The organism is Cupriavidus basilensis (genome assembly GCF_000876015.1).
GTDB lineage: Bacteria > Pseudomonadota > Gammaproteobacteria > Burkholderiales > Burkholderiaceae > Cupriavidus > Cupriavidus basilensis_B.
In genome coordinates this window covers 273,634-296,891 of sequence record NZ_BBQM01000014.1, presented here as the reverse complement: position 1 = coordinate 296,891, position 23,258 = coordinate 273,634, and the positions used below count along the sequence as shown (strand labels likewise).

Annotated in this window: 23 protein-coding genes; 13 read left to right on the top strand and 10 right to left on the bottom strand. The window is 71.4% G+C overall.

Annotated features, from left to right (window positions below; genetic code table 11):
• Positions 1–237: 237 nt before the first annotated feature.
• Positions 238–615, top strand: a complete 378-nt coding sequence (locus KF708C_RS13940) for a hypothetical protein (protein ID WP_059412279.1) — start codon at positions 238–240, stop codon at positions 613–615.
• A gap of 93 nt (positions 616–708) precedes the next feature.
• Here KF708C_RS13940 and KF708C_RS13935 read toward each other — a convergent pair whose 3' ends face one another.
• Positions 709–1,170, bottom strand: a complete 462-nt coding sequence (locus KF708C_RS13935; RefSeq protein WP_059412278.1) for an Lrp/AsnC family transcriptional regulator — start codon at positions 1,168–1,170, stop codon at positions 709–711.
• Between the two features lie 129 nt (positions 1,171–1,299).
• On the opposite strand from KF708C_RS13935, the gene KF708C_RS13930 reads away from it, so the two are divergent.
• Complete coding sequence (locus KF708C_RS13930; RefSeq protein WP_059412277.1) at positions 1,300–1,929, top strand: LysE family translocator; 630 nt, start codon at positions 1,300–1,302, stop codon at positions 1,927–1,929.
• 12 nt (positions 1,930–1,941) lie between these two features.
• Here the strand turns inward: KF708C_RS13930 and KF708C_RS13925 are convergent, their stop codons facing one another.
• The 4 genes from KF708C_RS13925 to KF708C_RS13910 all read right to left on the bottom strand — a co-directional run bounded on the left by KF708C_RS13925 (position 1,942) and on the right by KF708C_RS13910 (position 5,979).
• On the bottom strand, positions 1,942–2,973 hold the full coding sequence (locus tag KF708C_RS13925) for a Bug family tripartite tricarboxylate transporter substrate binding protein (RefSeq protein ID WP_059412276.1): 1,032 nt from the start codon (positions 2,971–2,973) through the stop codon (positions 1,942–1,944).
• Positions 2,974–3,047: 74 nt separating this feature from the next.
• Positions 3,048–3,674, bottom strand: coding sequence for a 3-isopropylmalate dehydratase small subunit (gene leuD / locus KF708C_RS13920; protein ID WP_029044288.1), 627 nt, complete (start codon positions 3,672–3,674; stop codon positions 3,048–3,050).
• A 2-nt stretch (positions 3,675–3,676) separates the two neighbouring features.
• Positions 3,677–5,077 (bottom strand): 3-isopropylmalate dehydratase large subunit, encoded by a 1,401-nt coding sequence (gene leuC, locus KF708C_RS13915; protein ID WP_059412275.1) that lies wholly within the window; start codon positions 5,075–5,077, stop codon positions 3,677–3,679.
• A 2-nt stretch (positions 5,078–5,079) separates the two neighbouring features.
• On the bottom strand, positions 5,080–5,979 hold the full coding sequence (locus KF708C_RS13910; protein WP_052166028.1) for an isocitrate lyase/PEP mutase family protein: 900 nt from the start codon (positions 5,977–5,979) through the stop codon (positions 5,080–5,082).
• Between the two features lie 254 nt (positions 5,980–6,233).
• Between KF708C_RS13910 and KF708C_RS13905 the strand changes: the two genes are divergently transcribed.
• The gene (locus KF708C_RS13905) at positions 6,234–7,037 is read left to right on the top strand and encodes a GntR family transcriptional regulator (RefSeq protein ID WP_059412273.1); all 804 of its coding nucleotides are present in this window, start codon (positions 6,234–6,236) and stop codon (positions 7,035–7,037) included.
• A 94-nt stretch (positions 7,038–7,131) separates the two neighbouring features.
• Here KF708C_RS13905 and purT read toward each other — a convergent pair whose 3' ends face one another.
• Positions 7,132–8,337, bottom strand: coding sequence for a formate-dependent phosphoribosylglycinamide formyltransferase (gene purT / locus KF708C_RS13900; protein WP_082079550.1), 1,206 nt, complete (start codon positions 8,335–8,337; stop codon positions 7,132–7,134).
• Between the two features lie 82 nt (positions 8,338–8,419).
• Complete coding sequence (locus KF708C_RS13895; protein ID WP_043367442.1) at positions 8,420–8,755, bottom strand: hypothetical protein; 336 nt, start codon at positions 8,753–8,755, stop codon at positions 8,420–8,422.
• 164 nt (positions 8,756–8,919) lie between these two features.
• On the opposite strand from KF708C_RS13895, the gene KF708C_RS13890 reads away from it, so the two are divergent.
• The 6 genes from KF708C_RS13890 to KF708C_RS13875 all read left to right on the top strand — a co-directional run bounded on the left by KF708C_RS13890 (position 8,920) and on the right by KF708C_RS13875 (position 13,946).
• Entirely contained in the window at positions 8,920–9,714 is a 795-nt protein-coding gene (locus KF708C_RS13890; RefSeq protein WP_059412269.1) for an SDR family NAD(P)-dependent oxidoreductase, read from the top strand.
• A 91-nt stretch (positions 9,715–9,805) separates the two neighbouring features.
• Complete coding sequence (locus KF708C_RS35645) at positions 9,806–10,012, top strand: hypothetical protein (protein WP_156173818.1); 207 nt, start codon at positions 9,806–9,808, stop codon at positions 10,010–10,012.
• A 192-nt stretch (positions 10,013–10,204) separates the two neighbouring features.
• Positions 10,205–10,372, top strand: coding sequence for a hypothetical protein (locus KF708C_RS36415; protein ID WP_020205073.1), 168 nt, complete (start codon positions 10,205–10,207; stop codon positions 10,370–10,372).
• Between the two features lie 99 nt (positions 10,373–10,471).
• Positions 10,472–11,200 (top strand): SH3 domain-containing protein, encoded by a 729-nt coding sequence (locus KF708C_RS36410; protein ID WP_197090357.1) that lies wholly within the window; start codon positions 10,472–10,474, stop codon positions 11,198–11,200.
• A 161-nt stretch (positions 11,201–11,361) separates the two neighbouring features.
• Positions 11,362–13,017 (top strand): AMP-binding protein, encoded by a 1,656-nt coding sequence (locus KF708C_RS13880; protein ID WP_059412267.1) that lies wholly within the window; start codon positions 11,362–11,364, stop codon positions 13,015–13,017.
• A gap of 368 nt (positions 13,018–13,385) precedes the next feature.
• A complete protein-coding gene (locus KF708C_RS13875; RefSeq protein WP_059412265.1) occupies positions 13,386–13,946 on the top strand; it encodes a phasin family protein in 561 nt (186 codons plus the stop codon).
• Between the two features lie 164 nt (positions 13,947–14,110).
• Here the strand turns inward: KF708C_RS13875 and KF708C_RS13870 are convergent, their stop codons facing one another.
• Positions 14,111–14,539, bottom strand: a complete 429-nt coding sequence (locus KF708C_RS13870) for a phasin family protein (RefSeq protein ID WP_059412264.1) — start codon at positions 14,537–14,539, stop codon at positions 14,111–14,113.
• Positions 14,540–14,793: 254 nt separating this feature from the next.
• Between KF708C_RS13870 and KF708C_RS13865 the strand changes: the two genes are divergently transcribed.
• The 3 genes from KF708C_RS13865 (at position 14,794) to KF708C_RS13855 (ending at position 17,826) form a co-directional block, all read left to right on the top strand.
• Complete coding sequence (locus tag KF708C_RS13865) at positions 14,794–15,957, top strand: CaiB/BaiF CoA transferase family protein (RefSeq protein ID WP_059412261.1); 1,164 nt, start codon at positions 14,794–14,796, stop codon at positions 15,955–15,957.
• Between the two features lie 102 nt (positions 15,958–16,059).
• The gene (locus tag KF708C_RS13860; protein WP_059412258.1) at positions 16,060–17,028 is read left to right on the top strand and encodes a Bug family tripartite tricarboxylate transporter substrate binding protein; all 969 of its coding nucleotides are present in this window, start codon (positions 16,060–16,062) and stop codon (positions 17,026–17,028) included.
• Positions 17,029–17,037: 9 nt separating this feature from the next.
• Positions 17,038–17,826: an enoyl-CoA hydratase gene (locus KF708C_RS13855; RefSeq protein WP_059412256.1), complete on the top strand. Its 789-nt coding sequence runs from the start codon at positions 17,038–17,040 to the stop codon at positions 17,824–17,826.
• 77 nt (positions 17,827–17,903) lie between these two features.
• Here KF708C_RS13855 and KF708C_RS13850 read toward each other — a convergent pair whose 3' ends face one another.
• Complete coding sequence (locus tag KF708C_RS13850) at positions 17,904–19,424, bottom strand: glucan biosynthesis protein G (RefSeq protein ID WP_020205065.1); 1,521 nt, start codon at positions 19,422–19,424, stop codon at positions 17,904–17,906.
• Between the two features lie 283 nt (positions 19,425–19,707).
• On the opposite strand from KF708C_RS13850, the gene bglX reads away from it, so the two are divergent.
• Complete coding sequence (bglX, locus tag KF708C_RS13845; RefSeq protein ID WP_156173826.1) at positions 19,708–21,996, top strand: beta-glucosidase BglX; 2,289 nt, start codon at positions 19,708–19,710, stop codon at positions 21,994–21,996.
• Positions 21,997–22,009: 13 nt separating this feature from the next.
• Here bglX and KF708C_RS13840 read toward each other — a convergent pair whose 3' ends face one another.
• The gene (locus KF708C_RS13840) at positions 22,010–23,092 is read right to left on the bottom strand and encodes an FUSC family protein (protein ID WP_059412252.1); all 1,083 of its coding nucleotides are present in this window, start codon (positions 23,090–23,092) and stop codon (positions 22,010–22,012) included.
• Positions 23,093–23,258 lie beyond the last annotated feature (166 nt).

The following is a 23,258-nucleotide window of genomic DNA, read 5'->3' as shown; positions in this document are numbered from 1 at the left end:
CTGCGCGCGAACCGGTCCGGTTCTGGCTGGCGCGCGGTGCCCCCGCGCGCACCGCGCCGGGGAAAGCCGTGCCAGACCACATACTATATCGGCGCGGCGGGAACGTTATTTACCCCTCCGATAGGCGGAAGCCCGTGGCCGCCCCGGCTGAGCAGGCCGACCCTGCGCGCTTGCGGCGTTGCGCCCCGCGCTCATTACAATGGGGCCTGGCCCATCCCGCGCAACGCGCCGCCTCCCATGAGCGACACCAAGACACCGCTGCGCTCCCTGCCGGCGCGGCTCTACCTGCTGGGCGCCGCCATCCTGGCGGCCGGCTGGACCGCCGCCGTGCTGGTCTACCTGAACGCCGCGCGCGCGGAAACCTCGCCCGACCTGCTGTACGGTCCCGGCTGGCAGCGGCAGTACGACTTCCAGCTCGAGCGCATCGGCGGCAAGGCGGCGGTGCTGGCGGCCGAGTTCTCGCAGTGGTTCGGCGGCCTGTGGCACGGCCGGCAACTGGCGGTGACGCTGGCGATCCTGGCCACGGTGGCGGCGCTGCTGTGCTTCGCGGTGGCGCACGAGCTGGCGCTCATGGCCAGGCACCGGCGCGGCGGGGAAGACGGGGGCGAGGACTGAGCGCCGCATCGGCGGTCGCGCCGGCGCCGCACTGAAGCCACACTGAAGCCGCACCGAGCCCATACAAGGCCGCCCCGGCGCCGCCTCGCCGCGTCAGAGCAGCGGCAGGCCCGCGTTGCGCTTGACCTCGCGCAGCGACAGCAGCGACTCCACCGCCGTCACGCCGGGCAAGGTGCGCAGGACGTCGCGCATGAAGATGCCGTAGTCGTCGAGGTCGCGCGCCACCACCAGCAGCAGGTAGTCGGCGCTGCCCGATACGTTGTGGCACGAGATGATGCGCGGGATGGCCTGCACCTCGCGCTCGAAGCGGTCGGACAGTTCGCGGCTGTGCACGCCGAAGCGCACCTGCGTGAAGGCCATCAGCCCCAGCCCGAGCGCCCGGCGCGACAGCATGGCGCGATAGCCCTCGATGTAGCCCTCGGCCTCGAGCCGCCTGAGCCGGCGCGCGCACGGCGTCTCGCTCAATCCCACGGATTCCGCCAGGCTGGCGTTGGTGGCGCGGCCGTCGGCCTGCACCGCCGCCAGGATCGCGCGGTCCAACTTGTCGAGTTCCATCGCCGTTTCTCCCGAAAATGAGCAAAGATTAGCGCATTCCTCCAAAGGATGGCCGCCGGCCGTGGAAAATCGCCTGAAATCCCTCCGCCACCGGCGCGATCATGATGCCGTTCCCAACGGAGTCGCATCATGGTTTCCCTGCATCTGCTGCTGACCTTCATCGGCGCGCTGGCCGTGGTCTATGCGCTGCCCGGCCCCGACATGGCGCTGGTGCTCCAGACCAGCACCGCGCGCGGCGTGCCGCACGGGCTGGCCACCGCCGCCGGACTGGCGCTGGCGCGGGCCGCGCACGTCACGCTTTCCGCGTGCGGCGTGGCCGCGCTGCTGCGCGCGGCGCCGTGGCTGTACCAGGGCGTGCGCGTGGCCGGCGGCCTGTACCTGGCCTGGGTGGCCATCCAGATCCTGCGCGGCCCGGCCTTCGGCATGGAAGCCGGCGCGGACCGCGCCGACGCCGCCGCGCCGCTGCGCGCCTCGGTGGCGCGCGGCGCGCTGAGCAGCCTGCTCAACCCGAAGGCGCTGCTGTTCTGCTCGGTGCTGCTGCCGCAGTTCGTCGACCCGCACGGCGCGCCGGTGTGGTCGCAGGTGCTGGAGCTTGGCGTGGTGCTGGTACTGACCGGCATCGCCTTCGACCTGGCCTGCGTGTTCGGCGCGGTGCGCATGGCCGCGTGGCTGCGCGGCAGCCCGCGCGCGCAGGCCTTCCAGCGCTGGTCGTTCTCGGCGGTGCTGCTGGCCTTCGCGGCGCGGCTGTCGCTGGAGTGAGCGCGGCGCCGGTCATTCCAGCGGGTAGCGCCTGACGAGGTCGCCGAGCCGCGCGCTGTCCTCGCGCACCTGCGCCGCGAACTCGGCCGGCGAGTTGACCACCGGCTCGGCGCCGGCGGCGGCGATGGTCTTGCGCACGTCGGCATCCTTCACGGCTTCGCGCAGCGCGGCCACCACGCCCTGCAGCACTGGCGCCGGCGTGCCCCTGGGCGCGAACAGGCCGTACCACGTGACGGACTGGAACTGCGGGTAGCCGGCCTCGGCGGTGGTGGGCACCTCGGGCAGCGCGGCCGCGCGCTTCGGCCCCTGCGTGGCCAGGATGCGCAGCGCGCCGCTCTTGTAGTGCGGCAGCGCCGCCGTGATGCCGGTAAACGCCAGGTTGACGTTGTTGGCGATCAGGTCGGTGACGATGGGGCCGGTGCCGCGGTAATTGACCACGACGAGGTTGGGCAGGCCGGCCTCCTCCGCGAGCTGCCTGCCCGAGATGCGCGCGAGGCTCTCGCCGCTGCCCAGCGAGCACGAGCGGCCCGGCGCCTTGCAGTACTGCACGAACTCGGCCAGCGTCTTCACCGGCAGCTTGCCGCTCGCCACCACGGCGGCGGGCGACTGCGAGATGGCCGTCACCGGATCGAGCCGCGCGAGCGGGTCGACGCCCTTGAGGCCCGGCGTGTACCGCGTGACCACGATGGCCGGCACCTGCAGCAGCAGCGTGTAGCCGTCGGGCCGGGCCTCCATCACGCGGCGCGTGCCGATCAGGCCGTCGGCGCCGGGCAGGTTCTCCACCACCACGGGCTGGCCCCACAGCACGCCGAGCTGCTTCGACACGGCGCGCGCGGTGGCGTCGGTGCCGCCGCCGGCCGCGTAGGGCACCACCAGCGTGACGGGGCGGTCCGGGCGCCACGCGGCCTGCGTGCCGGCGGCGGCCGATGCTGCAGCCGATGCGGCCAGCGAGGCCGCGGGCGCGGCGGCCAGCAGCGCCACGGTGCACGCGGGCGCCGCCAGGGCGCGCGCGAGGCCATGCCGTCGTTCGACGAAGGGATGCATGTTGTCTCCTTGTTTTTCCATGTTCTTATGTGTCCGCCCGACGCGGCAGCGGGCGGGCGGCGGCGGGCGGCGGATCAGGCCGCGCCCCCGCGCCGCACCGCCCACGCCCACGGCCGGCGCGCGCGGTCGGCCTGCTGCCAGGCGCGGATCAGCTCGTCGTCCTTGAGCGTGAGGCCGATGTCGTCGAGGCCGTGCAGCAGCGCCTCGCGGCGCAGCGGGTCGACCGGGAACGCGATGGCGGTGCCGTCGGGCGCGGTCAGCGTGGCCGCCGCCAGGTCCACCCGCAGCGGCGCGCCGCGCGCGCACTGCGCGGCCAGGGCCGTCACCGCCGCCGCGGGCAGGCGGATCGGCAGCAGGCCGTTCTGGAAGCAGTTGTTGTAGAAGATGTCGCCGTAGCTCGGCGCGATCACGCAGCGCACGCCCATGCCCATCAGCGCCCACACCGCGCCCTCGCGCGAGGAGCCGCAGCCGAAGTTGGCGCCGGCCAGCAGCACCGGCGCGCCGCGGAAGGCCGGCTGGTTGAGCACGAAGCCGGGATCCTCGCTGCCGTCGGCGCGGTAGCGCAGCGCCTCCAGCGCGTAGGGGCCGAGCTGGTCGCGCGGCAGGCTGGTCAGGCGCTCGATGCGGATGATGACGTCGGTGTCGAGGTTGGCGCGCAGCAGCGGCGCGGCCGCGCCCGTCACCACGGTAAACGGTGGCATGGTCATGCAAGGCTCCGCACGTCGGTGATGCAGCCGGTCACGGCCGCCGCGGCGGCCATCGCCGGGCTGGCGAGATGGGTGCGGGCGCCCGGTCCCTGGCGCCCGACGAAGTTGCGGTTGGAGGTGGAGACCGAGCGCTGCCCGGGCGGTACCTGCTCGCCGTTGGCGGCCACGCACATGCTGCAGCCCGGCTCGCGCCAGGCGAAGCCGGCCGCCTCGAACACCGCGCGCAGGCCCTCGGCCTCGGCCGCGCGCCTGACGTTCTCGGAGCCCGGCACCACCCACGCCGTCACGCCCGGCGCGACGTGGCGCCCGCGCGCCACGGCGGCGGCGGCGCGCAGGTCGGACAGGCGCGAGTTGGCGCACGAGCCGATGAAGACCCAGTCGACCGGCGTGCCGGCGATCGGCGCGTTGGGCGCCAGGCCCATGTAGTCCAGCGCGGCGCCGATGGCCGCGCGCGCCGCGTCGTCGGACGCCGCGGCCGGGTCGGGGATGGTGCCGCCGATGGCGATGGCCTGCTCGGGGCTGGTGCCCCAGGTGATGGTCGGCACCACCGCCGCGGCATCGATCGTCTCTTCGCGGTCGAACCGCGCGCCGTCGTCGCTGGCCAGCGTGCGCCAGTAGTCGGCCGCCGCCTCGAACTGCGCGCCGGCGGGCGCGTAGGGGCGGCCGCGCAGCCATTCGATGGTGCGCTCGTCCGGCGCCACCATGCCGAAGCGCGCGCCCAGCTCCACGCTGAGATTGCACAGCGTCAGGCGCCCTTCCACCTCCAGCGCGCTGATGGCCGGGCCGGCGAACTCGATGGCGTGGTCCACGCCGGCGGCCGCGCCGAGCTTGCCGATGATGTGCAGCGCCAGGTCCTTGGCGGTGACGCCCGCGGCCAGCGCGCCTTCGCAGCGGATGCGCATGCGGCGCGGCTTCTGCTGGCGCAGCGTCTGCGTGGCGAGCGCGTGCGTGCTCTCGGACGAGCCCACGCCGAACGCCATCGCGCCGAGGCCGCCGTTGGTGCAGGTGTGGCTGTCGCCGCAGATCACGGTCAGGCCCGGCAGCACGATGCCCAGCTCGGGCCCCATCACGTGGACGATGCCCTGCCCCGGCTGGCCGAGGTCGAACAGGGTCACGCCGGCCGCCGCGGTGCTCTCGCGCAGCGCGGTCCACAGCCGCCCGCCCGGGGCGAAGGTATGGCCGTCGCGCCCGGGGCGGCTCGACACCGCGTGGTCCGGCGTGGCGAACACCAGCGCCGGATCGTGCAGCGGCAGGCCGCGCGCGGCCACCTGGCCCAGCGCGGGCGGGCCGGACAGGTCGTGCAGCAGGTGGCGGTCGATGTGCAGCAGCGCCCAGCCATCGCCGAGCTCGCGCACCACGTGCGCGTCCCAGAGCTTGTCGAACAGGGTGCGTGGCATGTTCAGCCCGCCTTTGCGCCGGCCGGCGCGTCGGGGTGGGTGGCGCGCGCGCCGGCGTTGAAGCGCTGGCGCAGCCCGTCCCATTCGTCGGCGCCGAAGCGGCGGAAGGTCTGGCCCACGCTGGCCGACACGGCCGGCGCGGTGAAGGTGGCCCTGAGCTGCGCCAGCGCGGCGTCACCGGCCTCGATGGCGGCCTTGAGCATCAGCCCCGGCAGGATGGCCAGCTTGTAGCCCATCGCCTCGGCCTCGCGCAGGTCGAAGACCGGCGTGCGCCCGCCGGGCACCACGTTGAGCAGGCACGGGCCGCGCACCAGCCGGGGCACCGCCGCCACTTCCTCCAGCGTCTGCGTGGCTTCCACGAAGGCCATGTCGGCACCGGCTCCGAGCGCGGCGTTGGCGCGCCGCACGGCTTCGTCCAGCCCCAGCACGGCGCGCGCGTCGGTGCGCGCGATGATGAGGAAGTCCGGCGTGCGGCGCGCCTCCACGGCGGCGCGGATCTTGGAGACGAACTCGTCGTGCGCGATCACTTCCTTGCCGTCCAGGTGGCCGCAGCGCTTGGGCGCGACCTGATCCTCGATGTGGACCGCGGCCACGCCGCGCGCCTCGTACTCGCGCACGGTGCGGGTGACGTTGAGCTCGTTGCCGTAGCCGGTGTCGGCGTCGGCGATCAGCGGAATGGCCGTGGCGCGCGCCATCACCGCCGCGTTCTCGACCATCTCGCTCATGGTCAGCAGGCCGAAGTCGGGAAAACCGCGCGCGGCCGAGGTGCCGGCGCCGGTCATGTAGCAGGCGGCAAAGCCGGCCTGCTCGACCAGGCGGGCGCCGATGGCATCGTATGCGCCGGGGGCGATGATCATGCCGGGCGCCCGGAGGCGCTGGCGGAGGGTGGCTGCGGGAGTCATTGGGTGGTCCTGTGGTGCGTTTTGGCGGGAAATGGGCGGTGGCATGGGATGCGGAACAGGGAATGCGGAGTGCGTGACCGGCAACGCGGCCGGCCGGCAGCCTCGCCGTGCCTGCGCGATCCTCGTCTCCGTTGTTCTTGTCGCTCGTGTTTATGTGTTTATATTCTAGATACAACTACTCACGGCAGTCAAGAACGGGAAAATCCCGCCGGAAGCGTTGTGCTATGCTCCCCACGCCACGAAAACGCCATCCCATGCCGCGCAATACCACCACCGCTTCGCCGCTGGGCCAGATGCCCGGCACCTCGCTGCATCGCCAATTGTTCATCGTGCTGCGCGACGAAATCACGCGCGGCGTCTACGCGGAAACCGGGGCCCTGCCGAAGGAAGAGGCGCTGTGCGAGCGCTTTGGCGTGTCGCGCATCACGGTGCGGCGCGCGCTGGCCGACCTGGCCGCGCTGGGCATGGTGGAGCGCCGCCACGGGCTGGGCACCTTCGTGCGCCCCGAGGCGCGGGTGGAGCGCAGCAGCCCCACGCTGAGCGTGATCGACGGCCTGCGCAAGACCGCGCTGGAAACCGAGGTGGAGGTACTGGAAGTGGGCACGGCGGTGCCGCCGCCGGACATCGCCGCGCTGCTGCAGCTGCCGCCCGGCGAGCGCGCCGTGCACGCGCTGCGCCTGCGCAGCATGTCGGGCACGCCGGTCATGCTGACCGATGCCTGGGTGCCGGCCGCGCTGGGCAGGCGCGTGACCGCCGCGGCGCTGCGCAAGCGCGCGCTCTACGAGATCCTGATGGCGCAGGGCGTGAAGTTCGGCCGCGTGGTGCAGGAGATTTCCGCGCAGGCCGCCGACCCGGCCATCGCCGGCTGGCTGCATACCGAGGTCGGCGCGCCGCTGCTGAAGCTGGTGCGGCTGATGCACGATCCCGCCGCGCGGCCGGTGCAATACATCACGGTATCGATGTCGCCCGAGCGCAGCCGGATCCTGATGGACATCTCGGCCGACCAGGTGAACACGCTGAGCGCCGGGCGCTTCGTGCACGACGTGCCGAAGGACTGAGGCGCCAGGGCGCCGGGAACGGGCGGGTGGCACCCGGCGGGCCGGGGCCGGGATGCCGCGCGCGGCATGGCGCGCGCGGCGACTTGCCGCCGGCTCAGCCGGCGACGCGCGACCTGACGCGGCTGGCGGCGTCCTTGGCGCGCGCGCGCGCGGTTTCCACGTCGGCGTCGTAAGCCAGCGCCACGCCCATGCGGCGCTTGACGAAGCTTTCCGGCTTGCCGAACAGGCGCAGCTCGGTCTGCGGCACGCGCAGCGCTTCGTCCACGCCGTCGAAGACCACGCCGGCCGCGTCCACGCCGCCGTAGATCACGGCGCTGGCGCCCGGGCTCTTGAGCGCGGTGCTGACCGGCAGGCCGAGGATGGCGCGCGCGTGCAGCTCGAACTCGTTCTGCCACTGGGTGATCATCGTGACCATGCCGGTGTCGTGCGGGCGCGGGCTGACTTCGCTGAACCAGACCTGCTCGCCCTTGACGAACAGCTCCACGCCGAACAGGCCCTGGCCGCCGAGGTTGGCGGTGACGGCCTGGGCGATTTGCTGCGCGGTCCCGAGCGCGGCCGGGTGCATCGGGTGCGGCTGCCAGCTTTCCACGTAGTCGCCGCTGACCTGCACGTGGCCGATGGGCTCGCAGAAGTGCGTGCCGACCTGGCCGTCGGCGCCGACCGCGCGCACCGTCAGCAGCGTGATCTCGTAGTCGAAATCGATGAAGCCTTCCACGATCACGCGGCCGTGGCTGACGCGGCCGCCGGCCATCGCGTAGTCCCAGGCGGCCTTGACGCCCTCGGGGCCGTCGATCTTGCTCTGGCCCTTGCCCGAGCTGCTCATCACCGGCTTGACCACGCACGGGTAGCCGATGCCGCCGTCGATGGCAGCCTGCAGCTCTTCGAGCGAGTCGCAGAACTTGTAGGGGCTGGTGGGCACGCCGAGCGTTTCCGCGGCCAGGCGGCGGATGCCTTCGCGGTCCATCGTGAGCCGCGCCGCGCGCGCGGTGGGGATCACGCGCACCACGCCCTGCGCTTCCAGCGCTTCGAGCATGGGCGTGGCGATGGCTTCGATCTCCGGCACCACGAGGTCGGGCCGCTCGGCCTCGATCAGCGCCTTGAGCTGCTCCGGATCGCTCATGGCGATGGTGCGGGCATGGTGCGCGACCTGCTGGCCGGGCGCGTTGTCGTAGCGGTCGACCGCGATGGTTTCCACGCCGAGCCGCTGCAGCGCGATCAGGACTTCCTTGCCGAGTTCGCCGGAGCCCAGCAGCATGACTTTGGTCGCGCCGGGCGACAGGGGGGTGCCGAGAGTGGTCATCTGAGACCTTCGAGATCAAGTCAAAACCGGGATTGTACGTCGAGGCAGGCGGTGCGCCCGCGCGGGCCGGCCGGCGCGCCGCTCAGGGAATCAGCTTGCGCACGTCGCGCTGCCACGACGGCTCGCCGCAGCCCGAGGGGCTTTCCGGGCCGAGCAGCGTGAAGTAGCCGCGGCCCTTCATGCAGGCCTCGTAGGCGCGCACCTTGGCGCACCGGCCGGCGCCGGCCTGCTGCGCGGCGGTCTTGCACTGCGCGATGGAGCGGTCCATCGGGCCGAAGTCGAGGAAGTCCGGATTCACGGCGCCGGCGGCGAAGCTGTCGGGGCCGCCGGCCGAGAACTCGACGGGCCCGGTGCAGCCGGCCAGCAGCAGGGCCGCGGCCATCAGCGCACCGGCGGGAACGGACCAGCGGAATCTCATGGCACGGCCTCCGGAAGTGAGTGCTGCTGGATCATACCCCGATGTCCGCCGCCATTCGCGCGCGCCGGCGGCGATTTTTGCGGCGCGGCCTTGGAACGCGCGCGCCGGGCAAATACACTTCGTCCACGGCTTCCATCCCGGACGCCATCGCATCAGGAGTGAGCATGAAGATCGACTTGTCGGGCAAGATCGCCCTGGTTTCCGGCTCCACCGCCGGCATCGGCCTGGCCACCGCCAGGGGACTTGCCGGCGCCGGCGCGCGCGTGATCGTCAACGGCCGCAGCGAGGCCACCGTCGCCCGCGCGCTGGAGGCCTTGCGCGGCGCGGTGCCCGGCGCCGACGTAGTGGGCTTTGCCGGCGACCTCGCCGACGCGGCCGTGTGCGCGCGGCTGGTGGCGGAGCAGCCGCACGTCGACGTGCTGGTCAACAACCTCGGCATCTTCCAGGTGCAGGACTTCTTCGAGACGCCGGACAGCGAATGGGAGCGCTTCTTCGACGTCAACGTGCTGTCCGGCGTGCGGCTGGCGCGCGCCTACGCGCCGTCGATGGTCCAGCGCAAGTGGGGGCGCATCGTGTTCATCTCGTCCGAATCGGCCATCAACATCCCGACCGAGATGATCCACTACGGCTTCACCAAGACGGCGCAGCTGGCGGTGTCGCGCGGGCTGGCCAAGCGCCTGGCCGGCACCGGCGTGACCGTCAACGCGGTGCTGCCGGGGCCGACGCTGTCCGAGGGCGTGGCCGAGATGCTCAAGGACGAGGTGCAGAAGACGGGCCGGCCGATCGAGGAAGTCGCCGCCGATTTCGTCAAGGCGCACCGCTCCACCTCGATCATCCAGCGCGCGGAGACCGTCGACGAAGTGGCCAACATGATCGTCTACGTCTGCTCGCCGCAGGCGTCCGCCACCACCGGCGCCGCGCTGCGCGTGGACGGCGGCGTGGCCGACACCGTCATCTGATCGCGCCACCGGCGCGCCGACAAGACCGGGGCGCCCGCGAAGGGGCGCCGGCGGGCGCCGGCAGGCCGCCCCGATCGCCGGGGCGCGAGCCGTGCGATGCAAGAAAAAACAGAAAGGCCGGCCGGTCCCCGTCGCGGGACCGACCGGCCTTTTGCATTGCGCGCCGTCCATTGCACGCCATATTCCGGCGGCGGATTTCATTCGCCCGCGCGATGCCGTTAAAGCGCCGCAATATGTGCACTGCGCAAAAACAAGAATACCGGACCGCGCAGGAAAAATGGCGCTGAAAATACGCTGAATTCACATTGAAAATACGTTGAATACACACGGAAATTCCGCCCGGCGTGAGCGTATACCCTCTGTCCGCCGCGATTGCGGCGCCGGGATTACCGGCCTACCATGAATTTGAACGTGCCCCCACGGCAGCCCCGCGTTCGAACGGTGTCATTAGATATAACGTTAAAGATATAACGACTAAGGGAGACATCAGATGCAAGATTATCAAAGCCTTGTCTTTGTGTGTGCTATTGCCCTCGTGTGCCTTTATGTCGTACTGGGCACGCTGGCGCAGTCCCGCGCCATCAAGTTCGGCGCCCCCGCCATTGTTTCCGTGCTCATGCTAGCCTTCTCCATTTCGCCGTGGCACGCGGTGGGTTGAGCCGTCAGCACAATTCCTGACAGCACATCCGCTACTCCGCCGCGGCATGGTTCATGCCGCGGCCGCACCGTGCGCCCGGTTTCCACGAGGAGGCTTACGATGCGCCGCAGCATAGTGCATTGCGTCATTGCGATATCCGCGGGCCTGACGGCCCTGCCGGGCGCGGTCCATGCACAGACCGCCCAGGCTTTCACCGCCGGTCCCGTCGACCTGCTGGCCGGCCCCGGAAGGGAATACCCGGTGGTCGCGCAACTGGCCGGCGGCACGCCGCTGTCGGTGATGGGCTGCGTCAGCCAGTACACGTGGTGCGACGTGGCGCTGCCCAACCTGCGCGGCTGGGTCTACGGCGGCATGCTCAGCTATCCGTACCAGGGCGGCGGCGTGCCGGTGCTCAGCTACGGCGCCATGATCGGCCTGCCCATCATCACGTTCTCGCTCGGCTCGTACTGGGGCAACTACTATCGCAACCGGCCCTGGTATCACGACCAGGGCCGCTGGGCGCACCGCCCGCCGCCCGGGCGCTATCCCGGTTATCCGCCGCCGCATGCGCGCCCGCCCGGCGGGCCGTCGCATGGCGGACCGCCACACGGCGGGCGTCCGCCCGGCTACGGCGGTGGCGGTGGACATGGCGGTGGCGGCGGTGGCGGCGGTGGCGGCGGTAGTCATGGCGGTGGTGGCGGTGGTCACGGTGGTGGCGGTGGCGGTGGCGGTGGCGGTGGCGGTGGCGGTGGCGGTCATGGTGGCGGCGGCGGTCATGGCGGCGGCCACGGTGGTGGCCACGGTGGTGGCGGCGGCGGCGGCCACGGTGGTGGCCACGGCGGCCGCTAGTCTCCGGTCTCCCGCGGGTGGCAGGCACTGGCAAACGGGTTCACCCGGCGTGCGCACTGCGGCCATTGCCGCGCGCGCCGGCGTGGCCCAGAATTTCTCCGGACGCGGTCCGCACGAACGCCCGCCATTCAAGAAGAGAGACACCAAGGAGACCAACCACCATGCGCGATTACGCGGAGGCCATCGGCAGCTTTTCCTATGAGGCCGCGCTGGCGGCATGCCTGAACGGCACGCCCGAGGCGCTCAACGCCTGCGTCGAATGCTGCGACCGCCACGCGCTGCCGGGCCGCATCGCCCTGTTCTGGGAAGGCCGCGACGGCACCAGCGAGACCTACACGTTCACCCAGCTGCAAAAGCTCTCGGCGCAGTTCGCGGGCTTTCTCAAGGCGCAGGGCATCGGCCCCGGCGACCGCGTGGCCGGGCTGCTGCCGCGCACGCCGGAACTGCTGGCCACCATCCTCGGCACCTGGCGCGCGGGCGCGGTCTACCAGCCGCTGTTCACCGCGTTCGGGCCGAAGGCCATCGAGCACCGGCTGCAGACTTCGGGCGCGCGCCTGGTCGTCACCGACGGTGCCAACCGCGGCAAGCTCGACGACGTGCAGGGCTGCCCCGCCGTGCTCACCGTGGCCGGCGCCAAGGGCCGCGGCCTGGTGCGCGGCGACTTCAGCTTCTGGGCCGAGCTGGAGCGCCAGCCGGCGGATTTCGTCCCGGTCATGCGCAAGGGCAGCGATCCGTTCCTGATGATGTTCACCTCCGGCACCACCGGCCCCGCCAAGCCGCTGCTGGTGCCGCTCAAGGCGGTGGCGGCGTTCGCCGGCTACATGCGCGACGCGGTGGACCTGCGCCCCGGGGACGCATTCTGGAACCTGGCCGATCCGGGCTGGGCCTACGGCCTGTACTACGCGGTCACCGGGCCGCTGGCGCTGGGACACCCCACCACGTTCTACGACGGCCCGTTCAGCGTCGAAAGCACCTGCCGCGTGATCGACAAGTACGGCATCACCAACCTGGCCGGCTCGCCCACCGCGTACCGCCTGCTGATCGCCGCGGGCAAGGCCGTGTCCGGGCCGCTGCGCGGCAAGCTGCGCGCGGTCAGCAGCGCGGGCGAGCCGCTCAACCCCGAGGTCATCCGCTGGTTCGCCGACCAGCTCGGCGTCACCATCCACGACCACTACGGCCAGACCGAGCTGGGCATGGTGCTGTGCAACCACCACGCGCTGCGCCATGCGGTGCACGTGGGCGCGGCCGGCTTCGCCAGCCCGGGCCACCGCGTGGTGGTGCTCGACGACGAGGCGCGCGAACTCGGCGCGGGCCAGCCCGGCACGCTGGCGCTGGACCTGGAGCAGTCGCCGATGTGCTGGTTCGGCGGCTACCACGGCACGCCCACCGGCGCCTTCGTCGGCAAGTACTACCTGACCGGCGACACCGCCGAGCTGAACCCGGACGGCAGCATCAGCTTCATCGGCCGCGCCGACGACGTCATCACCACCTCCGGCTACCGGGTCGGCCCGTTCGACGTGGAGAGCGCGCTGATCGAGCACCCGGCCGTGGTCGAGACCGCGGTGATCGGCAAGCCCGACGCGGAGCGCACGGAACTGATCAAGGCCTTCGTCGTGCTGGACCCGCAGTACCGCGCCAGCCCCGAGCTGGCCGAGGAACTGCGCCTGCATGTGCGCAACCGCCTGGCGGCGCACGCCTACCCGCGCGAGATCGAGTTCGTGGCCGAGCTGCCCAAGACGCCGAGCGGCAAGGTCCAGCGCTTCATCCTGCGCAACCACGAAGTGGCGAAGCAGCGCGAGGCCGTGGCGCCGGCATAGGCCCGGGAGCACGGACGGCGGCACCGCGGCCTGTGCCGCCACGCGGTGCCTCATCGCGCCCGCGCGCGTTCGACACAATGTGCGGCAGCCAACATAGGGCGGCCCGCCAGGACCGTGCCCCACGTCACGGGGGAATGCTGGATGTCGCCCTTGCTGCACAGCAGCAGCATCTAACCGAAATTGTCCGGGTATGTCCCTAGGGGCTAACGAAATAGCGCCCTCTAGAATCAGCCCCTGGATGGTGCACTGCGCAATGCAAGGCCCATCCTCTTCCGAACCAGACCCTCGTCCCGCGCCGCGCGGCACCGCCGCCGCGCATGCCGGCCGCACCTTGGCCACGCGGCGGGGCGAATCACAGGAGAGCACGCATGTTCGTTTTTCCGTCCGAGCAGTTCGCCGAAGTCCAGAAGGCCAGTTTCGCCAACCTGTTCGCGCTGACGAATACGGCCTTCGACGGTTTCCAGAAGCTGGCCGAGCTGAACCTGCAGGTAGCGAAGTCGTCGCTGGCCGAGAGCCAGGACAACATCCAGGCCGCCCTGTCGGGCCGCGACCTGCGCGATGTCTTCACCACCCAGGGCACGCTGGCCCAGCCCGCGGCGGAGAAGGCGCTGTCGTATGCGCGCCAGGTGTACGAGATCGCCACCGAGACGCAGGCCGAGCTGGCCAAGACGGTGGAAGCACAGTACGAGCAGAACAGCCGCCGCGTGCAGGGCTTCGTCGACACCTTCGTGAAAAACGCGCCGGCCGGTTCGGAAGCCCTCACGGCGCTGCTGAAATCGACGGTCGCGGCCGCCAACAACACCTACGAATCGGTGCAGAAGGCGACCAAGCAGGCCGCCGAGACGGTCAAGTCGAACATCGAGGCCTCGGCCGCGGCCGCCAGCGGCGCCGTGCAGCAGGGCACCCGCCGCGCCACCAAGGCGGCCTGACCCGGCGGCAGGAAAAATCCGCCGCCAACGGCGGATTGGCGCCAGGGCGGGGCAACTGCGGGACAGCGGCGGCGCAATATCGATGCAATGGCGCTGCAATAGCGACGCCGCCGCGGCGAAACACCGCCCGGCGCGGCCCCGATGCCGCGCCGGGCGCGGCGGGCCTACTTGCCGCCCTTGCCCTTCATCAGGTTCTTCGCTTCCTCGATGTTCTGCTCGGCGCGCCTGGTGATCACCGCCAGCGCCTCGGCCTGCGATTTCTGCGCCATCTCGGCCAGCTCGCGCATGTTGTTGAATGCCTTCTGCAGGCCCTGCTGCACGAATTCGCCCTGCTTGGCCATCGCCTCGGCGGGGTTGCCGCCGGCGCCCATCTGCTGCGCCGCGGACTGGATCTCCTGCATGGTCTTGCTCAGGATCTCGGTCTGTTTCTGCACCAGCGCCTGCATGCCCTGGTAGGCCACCTTGTTGGCTTCCGTGAGCGCGTCGATGTCCTTGCGCCGGGCTTCGATCACCGAGGTCATGTCGACGCCGGGGAGCTTGAACTGCTCAAGCAGCTTGCTGAAATCGGTAAACGGATTTGAGGTCGTGGCCATGATGCATCTCCTCGCAAGGGGGGAATCGTGAAATGAGCCGCGCCAGGCGTCGGCTTGCCGCGCGCAGATCGCCGGCGCGGTGACTCCAGTGTAGCGCGTGCCGCACAGCGCGCGGAAACGAATGCGGCCCTTGTCCCGCAAATCCGCCGCGCCCATTCAAAATCCGCGAACGCTTCTTTCGAAACTCTGAACTGGTCCGCGCGCCGGGCCGTCGATACACTCGCCCGCATCGTTGGCCCCCTTGCGGAGAACCCATGCTTCATCAGGCTTTGGCCGGCATCAAGGTGCTGGATTTGTCGCGGATCCTGGCCGGCCCCTGGTGCACGCAGAACCTCGCCGACCTCGGCGCCGAAGTCACCAAGGTGGAACGCCCCGGCCACGGCGACGACACGCGCGGCTGGGGTCCGCCCTACCTGCGGGACGCCGAAGGCGAGGACAGCCTCTCCGCGTACTTCATCTGCTGCAACCGCGGCAAGCGCTCGGTCGCCATCGACTACGCCACGCCCGAGGGCGCCGCGCGCATCCGCGCGCTGGCGCTGGAGGCGGACGTGCTGGTGGAGAACTTCAAGGCCGGCACGCTGCGCCGCTACGGGCTGGACTACGACACGCTCAAGGCGCTCAACCCGCGCCTGGTCTACCTGTCGATCACCGGCTTCGGCCAGAGCGGCCCGATGGCCGACAAACCCGGCTACGACTACGTGTTCCAGGGCATGGGCGGCCTCATGAGCTACACCGGCCACCCCGACGGCGAGCCCGGCGCCGGCCCGCTGCGCACCGGCGTGGCGGTGGTGGACCTGACCACCGGCATGTACGCCACCTCGGCGGTGCTGGCGGCGCTGCTGCGCCGGCACGCCACCGGCGCGGGCGAATACCTCGACATCGCGCTGCTCGACGTGGCCGTGGCGCTCAACGCCAACCAGGCTTCCAACTACCTGGTGTCGGGCCGCGCGCCGCAGCGCAGCGGCAACGCCCATCCCAACTGCGCGCCCTACGAAGTGTTCCGCTGCGCCGACGGCCACCTGATCCTGGCCATCGGCAACGACGCGCAGTTCGCCCGCTTCTGCGAAGTGGCCGGCCTCGCCGCGCTGGCAACGGACGCGCGCTACGCCACCAACTCGGCGCGCATCGACAACCTGCCGGCGCTGCGCGCGCTCCTCGCCGAGGTGTTCCCCACGCGCGCGCGGCAGGCATGGACCGACGCCTTCGACGCGGCCGGCGTGCCGTGGGGGCCGATCAACTCGATGGACGAAGTCTTCGCCCATCCGCAGGTGCGGCACCGCCAACTCGTGCAGAGCGCCGAGCATCCCACGCTCGGGCGCGTGCCGATGATCCGCAACCCGATGCTGGCCGCCGCCGGCGCGCCGCCGTGCGCCGCGCCGCCGCTGCTGGGCGAGCACGACGCGCCGGCGCGCGCCTGACGCCGGCGCCCGGCCGACCTGACGGCGCGCGCGGCATCGCGCATGCCGGCGCGCACGACATCGCGCGCAACACGAAAACACATCCATCACCGGAGACACCGCTTGCACAACCGCATCCTCGCCATCCCCCTTCTCGCCGGCCTCGGTCTTTGCGCCGGCGCCCACGCCGCCTACCCCGACAAGCCGGTCAAGCTGATCGTGCCCTACGCCGCGGGCGGCACCACCGACATCATCGCGCGCATCGTCGGCACGCGCCTGGGCGCCGTGCTCAGGCAGCCGGTGGTGGTGGAGAACCGCCCCGGCGCCGGCGGCGCGGTCGGCAGCGCCTATGCCGCCAAGCAGCCCGCGGACGGCTACACGCTGGTGATGGAGGTGGAAAGCTCGCACGCGGTCAATCCCAACGTGTACGCCAAGACCGCCTACGACCCGGTCAAGGACTTCGACCCCATCAGCAACCTGGCCGACGTGCCCAACGTGCTGGTGGTCAACCCGGCCTTCCCGGCCTCCGACCTGCCCGCCTTCATCAAGCTGCTCAAGGCCGAGCCCGGCAAGTATTCGTTCGGCTCGTCCGGCAACGGCGGCCTGAGCCACATGAACGGCGAGCTGTTCATGAGCGAGACCGGCACGAAGATGCTGCACGTGCCCTACAAGGGCCTGGGCCCGGCGCTGAACGACGCGGTGGCGGGACAGATCCAGGTGGTGTTCGACAACATCCCGTCGTCTTCCGGCCTGATCCAGGGCGGGCGCCTGCGCCCGCTCGCGGTGGCGGCCAGGCAGCGCCTCAAGGTGCTGCCCAACGTGCCCACCTACGCCGAGGCCGGCCTGCCGGCGATGAACAATCCTTCGTGGTTCGGCCTCGGCGCGCCCGCCGGCACGCCGGCCGCCATCCTCGACCAGCTCAACGACGCGGTGCGCCGCGTGCTGGCCGAGCCCGAGGTGGTGGCCGCCATCGAGAAGCAGGGCGCCATTCCCAGCCCGATGTCGCGCAAGGCCTTCGCCGACCTGATCCGCGGCCAGAACGCGCACTGGAAGCAGGTCGTCGAAGACATCCATTTCACCAGACTGCAGTAAGGCGCGACCATGACACCGACAGACACCACGCCGAACCACGCCGGCGTCGAGATCGACGGGCGCGGCGTCGCCACGCTCACCATCCGCGAGGCCGGCTCGCTCAACATCCTCGGCACGCCGGTGATCGCCGCGCTCACCGCGGCCGTGCGGGAGCTGGCCGGGCGCGACGGCGTGCGCGTGCTGATCGTGCGCGGCGCCGGCGAGAAGGGTTTCGTCGGCGGCGCCGACATCAAGGAAATGGCCGCGCTGACGCGCGCCAGCGGCGAAGCGTTCATCAGCGGCCTGCGCGGCCTGTGCGACGCGCTGCGGCACTTCCCCGCGCCGGTGATCGCGCGCATGCCGGGCTGGTGCCTCGGCGGCGGGCTGGAGCTGGCGCTGGCCTGCGACATCCGCATCGCCGCCGACAACGCCCAGCTCGGCATGCCCGAAGTGAAGGTCGGCATTCCCTCGGTGATCCACGCCGCGCTGATGCCGCGCCTGGTCGGCAACGCGCGCGCCACGTGGATGCTGCTGACCGGCGAGCTCGCCGACGCGCGCGAAGCGCTGGCATGGGGCCTGGTCAGCAAGGTGGTGCCGCTGGCCGGGCTCGACGCCGAGGTGGAGCGCGTCGCCGCCCTGCTGGCGGGCTTCGGCCCGGCCGTGGTGCGCCAGCAGAAGCGCCTGCTGCGCGAGTGGGAAGACGCGCCGCTGGACGTGTCCATCGCCAACAGCGTGAAGGAATTCGGCAGCGCCTTCGAGACCGGCGAGCCGCAGCGCTACATGAGCGAGTTCCTGCGGCGCAAGCGGCAGGAACGGTAGAAGCGGCCGGGGCGGCCGGGGCCGCCGCCGACGCGGCGATCCGGCCCCGCCGCTCCGTCCCGCAGGTCTTCAATGCCTCAGCCGCCCACCGAGCGCGGCGGCAACTGGTAGCTCCACGTCTCGCTCAGCGGCTTGCCGCCGGCCACCAGCGCCGCGCGCATCTCCACCACCTTGCCGGGGTCCTTGACCTTGACGCGCAGGCTCAGGCGCCAGCCCCCGGTGACGGGGTTGGGCTCCAGCACCTTGTCCAGGATCTCCGCGTTGTCGCTCACGCTGACCTGCGAGCCGACCTGCGTGCCGGCGGGCAGACTGGCCAGCACCGGGCCTTCGAAATCGACCAGCAGCCCGGTGCTGCCGTCGAGATGGCGGATCAGGTTGGCCTGGGTGATTTCCCCGGCCGAGCGCAGCGTCTGCTTGACCCAGGCCACGTCCTTGCCGAGCAGCGCGCTCTCGTTCATGGTCCAGTGCATGGTGTAGTCGGCGCGCAGCGGCTGGCCTCGCGGCGGCAGCACGTCCGGCTTCCAGAACGCGACGATGTTGTCGTTGGTCTCGTCGGGCGTGGGGATCTCCACCAGTTGCACGTGGCCCTTGCCCCAGTCGCCCTGCGGCTCGATCCACGCGCTCGGGCGCAGGTCGTAGCGGTCCTTGAGGTCTTCGTAGGCGGAGAACTCGCGCCCGCGCTGGAGCAGCCCGAAGCCGCGCGGGTTGGTGACTTCGAAGCTGCTGATGGCGAGATCGCGCGGGTTGTTCAGCGGCCGCCACAGCCATTCGCCGTTGCCGGCATGGATGGCGAGGCCGTTGGAGTCGTGCAGCGCGGGGCGGAAGTTGTACTGGTCGCGCTGCTGGTTCGGCCCGAACAGGAACATGCTGGTCAGCGGCGCCACGCCGAGGTTGAGCGCCTTGCCGCGCAGGAACACGCGCGCCTGCACCTTGAGCACGGTGTCCTCGCCGGGGTAGAGGTCGAAGCGGTAGGCGCCGGTGGCGCGCTGCGAATCGAGCAGCGCGTAGAACACCACGTGCTTGTCGCCGGGCGCGGGCCGCGCGATCCAGAATTCGCGGAAGGCCGGGAATTCCTCGGCCACCGGCAGCCCGGTGTCGATGGCCAGGCCGCGGCTGGACAGGCCGTAGACCTGGTTCTTGCCGATCACGCGGAAATAGCTGGCGCCGAGCACGCTCATGACCTCGTCGAGCTTGTCGGCGCGGTTGATCGGGTAGAGTACGCGGAAACCGGCATAACCGAGCTTGCTGGTCGCGTCCTTGTCGAGCTTGAGGTCGCCGAAGTCGAAGCGCGCCGGGTCGTACCTGACCTCGCTGACCGCGTTGCCGACGATCTCGTTGATGCGCACCGGCGCGCTGAACTGCATGCCCTGGTGGTAGAAGCCGAGGCGGAACGGCGTGTCCTGGTCTTTCCATTCCAGCTGGTCGCGGCGCGGCTGGATCTTGATGTAGTCGGCGAACTGCATCTGGCTGAACGCGGGCGGCAGGTTGCTGGCCGGCGCGGCATACGGCTTGTCCGCCAGGGCCTTGGCGCGGGCGGTCACGTCGTCCAGCGAGAAGGCCCAGGCCGGGGCGCCGCACAGCAAGGTCAGGGTGGCCATGAGCGCCGGCGCGGCGGCTCGCATCTTGGGACGTAACGACGCGGCAATGACTGCGAAAAACACGAATCTCTCCAGGAAAGGCACGTTGGAACAGGCTGGCGCGGTATGCGCGCGGCGAAAGTTGCTAGTGTAGTGGCGGTAAACTGCGGGCGCAGCGCAAAAAGACAACGAATTTTGCCTCGTGTGCCTGTTCTGGCACGCGCGGACAGCCGGCAGGACGGCCAGCGCGCACTATCGCGGTGCGCCGGACCTGCCGCGCCACTTGGATGACAATCAGATGAGAATGCTTGTTTCGCTGGCCCTGTCGGCCAGTCTTGTTTGCTCGCCGGTGCTTGCCGGTCCCGCCCCCGGCCACGCCGGCGACAAGAACGCATTCATCGCGGACCTGATGAAACGCATGACGCTGGACGAGAAGATCGGCCAGCTGCGCCTGATCAGCATCGGCGCGGACATGCCCCAGCCGCGGCTGCTCGAGGAGATCGCCGCGGGCCGCGTGGGCGGCACCTTCAATTCGGTGACGCCCGCGGAGAACCGGCCGCTGCAGGACGCCGCGGTCCGGCGCAGCCGCCTGAAGATTCCCATCTTCTTCGCCTACGACGTGGTGCACGGCCACCGCACCATCTTCCCGATCAGCCTCGGGCTCGCCTCGAGCTGGGACCTCGCCACGGTGACGCAGAGCGCGCGCATCGCCGCCATCGAGGCCAGCGCCGACGGCCTCGACGCGACCTTCGCGCCGATGGTCGACATCGCCCGCGATCCGCGCTGGGGGCGCACCTCGGAGGGCTTCGGCGAAGACCCCTACCTGGTCTCGCAGTACGCGCGCGCCAGCGTCAAGGGGTTCCAGGGCGGCTCGCCGGCCGGCGCCGACAGCGTGATGGCCTTCGTCAAGCACTTCGCGCTGTACGGCGCGGTCGAAGGCGGGCGCGACTACAACACGGTCGACATGAGCCCGCTGCGCATGTACCAGGACTACCTGCCGCCGTACCGCGCCGGCGTCGACGCGGGCGCCGGCGGCGTCATGATCGCGCTGAACTCGGTCAACGGCGTGCCGGCCACCTCCAACACCTGGCTGCTGCGCGACCTGCTGCGCAAGAGCTGGGGCTTCAAGGGCGTCACGGTGAGCGACCACGGCGCCATCGACGAGCTGACCAAGCACGGCGTGGCGAAGGACGGGCGCGAGGCGGCGCGGCTGGCGATCCGCGCCGGCGTGGACATGAGCATGCACGACTCGGCCTACCTGGCCTACCTGCCCGGGCTGGTGAAGGCGGGCGAGGTGCCCATGCGCGACATCGACGGCGCGGTGCGCGAGGTGCTCGGCGCCAAGTACGACATGGGGCTGTTCCAGGACCCGTACCGGCGCATCGGCAAGGCCGAGCAGGACCCGCCCGACATCGACGCGGAAAGCCGCCTGCACCGCGCGGCGGCGCGCGAGGCCGCGCGCCGCGCGCTGGTGCTGCTGGAAAACCGCGCGCGGACGCTGCCGCTGAAGAAGGCCGGCACCATCGCCGTGATCGGCCCGCTGGCCGACGCGCCCATCGACATCATGGGCAGCTGGTCGGCCGCCGGCAAGTCCGGGCAGTCGGTCACGCTGCTGCAGGGCGTGCGCGACGCGCTCGGCGCCAGTGGCCGCGTGGTCTACGCGCGCGGCGCCAACGTGACCGACGACGCCGGCGTGGTCGGCTACCTGAACTTCATGAACTGGGACAAGCCGGAGATCGTGCAGGACAAGCGCGCCCCGGACGAGATGCTGGCCGAGGCCGTGGCGGCGGCGCGCGGCGCCGACACCATCGTGGTCGCGGTGGGCGAGTCGCGCGGCATGTCGCACGAGGCGTCGAGCCGCACCAGCCTGTCGCTGCCGGGCAGCCAGGACGCGCTGCTGCGCGCGCTCAAGGCCACCGGCAAGCCGCTGGTGGTGGTGCTGATGAACGGCCGCCCGCTCACGCTCGGCTGGGAGAAGGAACACGCCGACGCGCTGCTCGAGACCTGGTACGCCGGCACCGAGGGCGGCCACGCCATCGCCGACGTGCTGTTCGGCGACTACAACCCCGCCGGCAAGCTGCCGATCTCCTTTCCGCGCTCGCTCGGCCAGATCCCGACCTACTACAACCACCCGCGCATCGGCCGCCCGTACCGGCCGGGCGAGCCGCCCAACTACACCTCGCAATACTTCGAGGAGCAGCCCGGCCCGCTCTACCCGTTCGGCTACGGCCTGAGCTACACGGACTTCAGCGTGTCCGAGGTGGCGCTGTCGAGCCCGGCGATGGCGCGCGGCGGCCGCATCGAGGCCAGCGTGACGGTGAAGAACACCGGTCCGCGCGACGGCGAGACCGTGGTCCAGCTTTACCTGCGCGACGTCGCCGCCTCGGTGGTGCGGCCCGTGAAGGAACTCAAGGGCTTCCGCAAGCTCATGCTCAAGGCGGGCGAGGCGCGCGAGGTGCGCTTCGCCATCGACGAGGACATGCTGAAGTTCTTCAACGCGCAGCTCGACTACGTTGCCGAGCCGGGCGACTTCACGGTGCAGATCGGGCTCGACTCGCAGGCGGTGCGGGAGCGCGGCTTCGTGCTGCGCTAGCGCCGCGCCGGCATCAGAGGTTCCACTGCCCGGCGGTGGCGGCCAGCGCCTCGCGCACCTGCGCGAACTCGCACTCCAGCCGCTGCGTGAGCGACAGGTAGCCCGCCCACGGCCCTGACAGCGCCGGCATCGCGGGCACGGCGCCGCCGCGCGCGGCCAGCCGCGCCGGCACGCCGTGGACCAGCGCGCGCGCCATGCCGATCAGCATCGACTGCATGCGCCGCGCCGTCGCCACCAGCTGGGCGCGCACGGCGGCGCCGTCTTCCGCGCCGTCTTCCGCACCTTCCTGCCGCGGCCGCACCGCGGCCAGCACCTCCAGCAGGCTGATGCAGACGCGCAGCCCGTGCTGGATCGACTCCAGCTGCGCCATCGGGATGTTGGTCTCCTTGGCCACCGACGGCATCAGCCCGCGCAGCGCCACCAGCAGGCTGCCCTGCAGCGTCATCGCGCGCTGCAGGGCGGCGGCGTCGAGGTCCGCGTCGAGCGCGATGGCGGTCTGCATGCGCGCGCAGCTGCGCAGCGCCTCGGCCAGCTTGTGGCGCCAGGTGTAGGTGGCATGCAGCGGCAGCGCGAACGAGAACAGCAGCGCCACCGCGATGCCGATCAGCACGTCGGCCGTGCGCCACAGGCCGTCGGCGATGGCGTTCTCGCCGTGGCCGGCGACGATGAAGATGGTGATGGCCGACAGCAGCGCGATGTAGCCGCCCTTGCCGATCGCGTGATACGCGCACACGGCGCAGGCGACCGCGATCAGCGCATAGCTGAGCAGCGGCGCCTGCAGCCACGACTGCTGCAGGATGATCGCCAGCCCCGCGCCCGCGCCGATCAGCGTGCCGAGCGCGCGCTCGGCCGCCTTGCGGCGGATGTTGCCCTGGTGCTGCAGGCCGCCGACCACCACCAGCAGCGTGATCGAGGCCCATTCGCCGTGCGGGATGTCCATGCCGGTGGTCAGCGCGATCGAGGCCAGCAGCCCGAGCGCCACGCGCACCGAGTGGATCAGCCGCGCGTGCCGGTAGCGGCGCGCCGGGTCGAGCAGCGGACGCAGCAGCGGGCGCAGCCACGGCGGCAGGCGCAGCAGGAGCGGCCGCGCCGTCATGCCGGCGTCGCCGCGCGGCGGCCGGGGCGGGGGTTCGTCCGGCGCGAACCGGCGGCGGAAGGCGCGTGCACGCTCGACTCCATGATGGCTGGTAAAGCCCGGAGCATAGCAGGCCGGCACGCGCCATGCGCGCGGCGGCGGCGGTGGCGGCGGCGGCGAAGCGCCG

Excerpts from the sequence above, each read along its gene's own strand:
- leuC (WP_059412275.1), bottom strand. The coding sequence starts at position 5,077 with ATGCCACGCACCCTGTTCGACAAGCTCTGGGACGCGCACGTGGTGCGC.
- KF708C_RS36410 (WP_197090357.1), top strand. The coding sequence starts at position 10,472 with ATGCGCCGCAGCATAGTGCATTGCGTCATTGCGATATCCGCGGGCCTG.
- purT (WP_082079550.1), bottom strand. The coding sequence starts at position 8,337 with ATGACCACTCTCGGCACCCCCCTGTCGCCCGGCGCGACCAAAGTCATG.
- KF708C_RS13910 (WP_052166028.1), bottom strand. The coding sequence starts at position 5,979 with ATGACTCCCGCAGCCACCCTCCGCCAGCGCCTCCGGGCGCCCGGCATG.
- KF708C_RS13890 (WP_059412269.1), top strand. The coding sequence starts at position 8,920 with ATGAAGATCGACTTGTCGGGCAAGATCGCCCTGGTTTCCGGCTCCACC.
- KF708C_RS13880 (WP_059412267.1), top strand. The coding sequence starts at position 11,362 with ATGCGCGATTACGCGGAGGCCATCGGCAGCTTTTCCTATGAGGCCGCG.
- KF708C_RS13940 (WP_059412279.1), top strand. The coding sequence starts at position 238 with ATGAGCGACACCAAGACACCGCTGCGCTCCCTGCCGGCGCGGCTCTAC.
- KF708C_RS13870 (WP_059412264.1), bottom strand. The coding sequence starts at position 14,539 with ATGGCCACGACCTCAAATCCGTTTACCGATTTCAGCAAGCTGCTTGAG.
- KF708C_RS13840 (WP_059412252.1), bottom strand. The coding sequence starts at position 23,092 with ATGACGGCGCGGCCGCTCCTGCTGCGCCTGCCGCCGTGGCTGCGCCCG.
- leuD (WP_029044288.1), bottom strand. The coding sequence starts at position 3,674 with ATGCCACCGTTTACCGTGGTGACGGGCGCGGCCGCGCCGCTGCTGCGC.
- bglX (WP_156173826.1), top strand. The coding sequence starts at position 19,708 with ATGCTTGTTTCGCTGGCCCTGTCGGCCAGTCTTGTTTGCTCGCCGGTG.
- KF708C_RS13865 (WP_059412261.1), top strand. The coding sequence starts at position 14,794 with ATGCTTCATCAGGCTTTGGCCGGCATCAAGGTGCTGGATTTGTCGCGG.
- KF708C_RS13855 (WP_059412256.1), top strand. The coding sequence starts at position 17,038 with ATGACACCGACAGACACCACGCCGAACCACGCCGGCGTCGAGATCGAC.
- KF708C_RS13935 (WP_059412278.1), bottom strand. The coding sequence starts at position 1,170 with ATGGAACTCGACAAGTTGGACCGCGCGATCCTGGCGGCGGTGCAGGCC.
- KF708C_RS36415 (WP_020205073.1), top strand. The coding sequence starts at position 10,205 with ATGCAAGATTATCAAAGCCTTGTCTTTGTGTGTGCTATTGCCCTCGTG.
- KF708C_RS13905 (WP_059412273.1), top strand. The coding sequence starts at position 6,234 with ATGCCGCGCAATACCACCACCGCTTCGCCGCTGGGCCAGATGCCCGGC.
- KF708C_RS13875 (WP_059412265.1), top strand. The coding sequence starts at position 13,386 with ATGTTCGTTTTTCCGTCCGAGCAGTTCGCCGAAGTCCAGAAGGCCAGT.
- KF708C_RS13925 (WP_059412276.1), bottom strand. The coding sequence starts at position 2,973 with ATGCATCCCTTCGTCGAACGACGGCATGGCCTCGCGCGCGCCCTGGCG.
- KF708C_RS13850 (WP_020205065.1), bottom strand. The coding sequence starts at position 19,424 with ATGGCCACCCTGACCTTGCTGTGCGGCGCCCCGGCCTGGGCCTTCTCG.
- KF708C_RS13895 (WP_043367442.1), bottom strand. The coding sequence starts at position 8,755 with ATGAGATTCCGCTGGTCCGTTCCCGCCGGTGCGCTGATGGCCGCGGCC.
- KF708C_RS13930 (WP_059412277.1), top strand. The coding sequence starts at position 1,300 with ATGGTTTCCCTGCATCTGCTGCTGACCTTCATCGGCGCGCTGGCCGTG.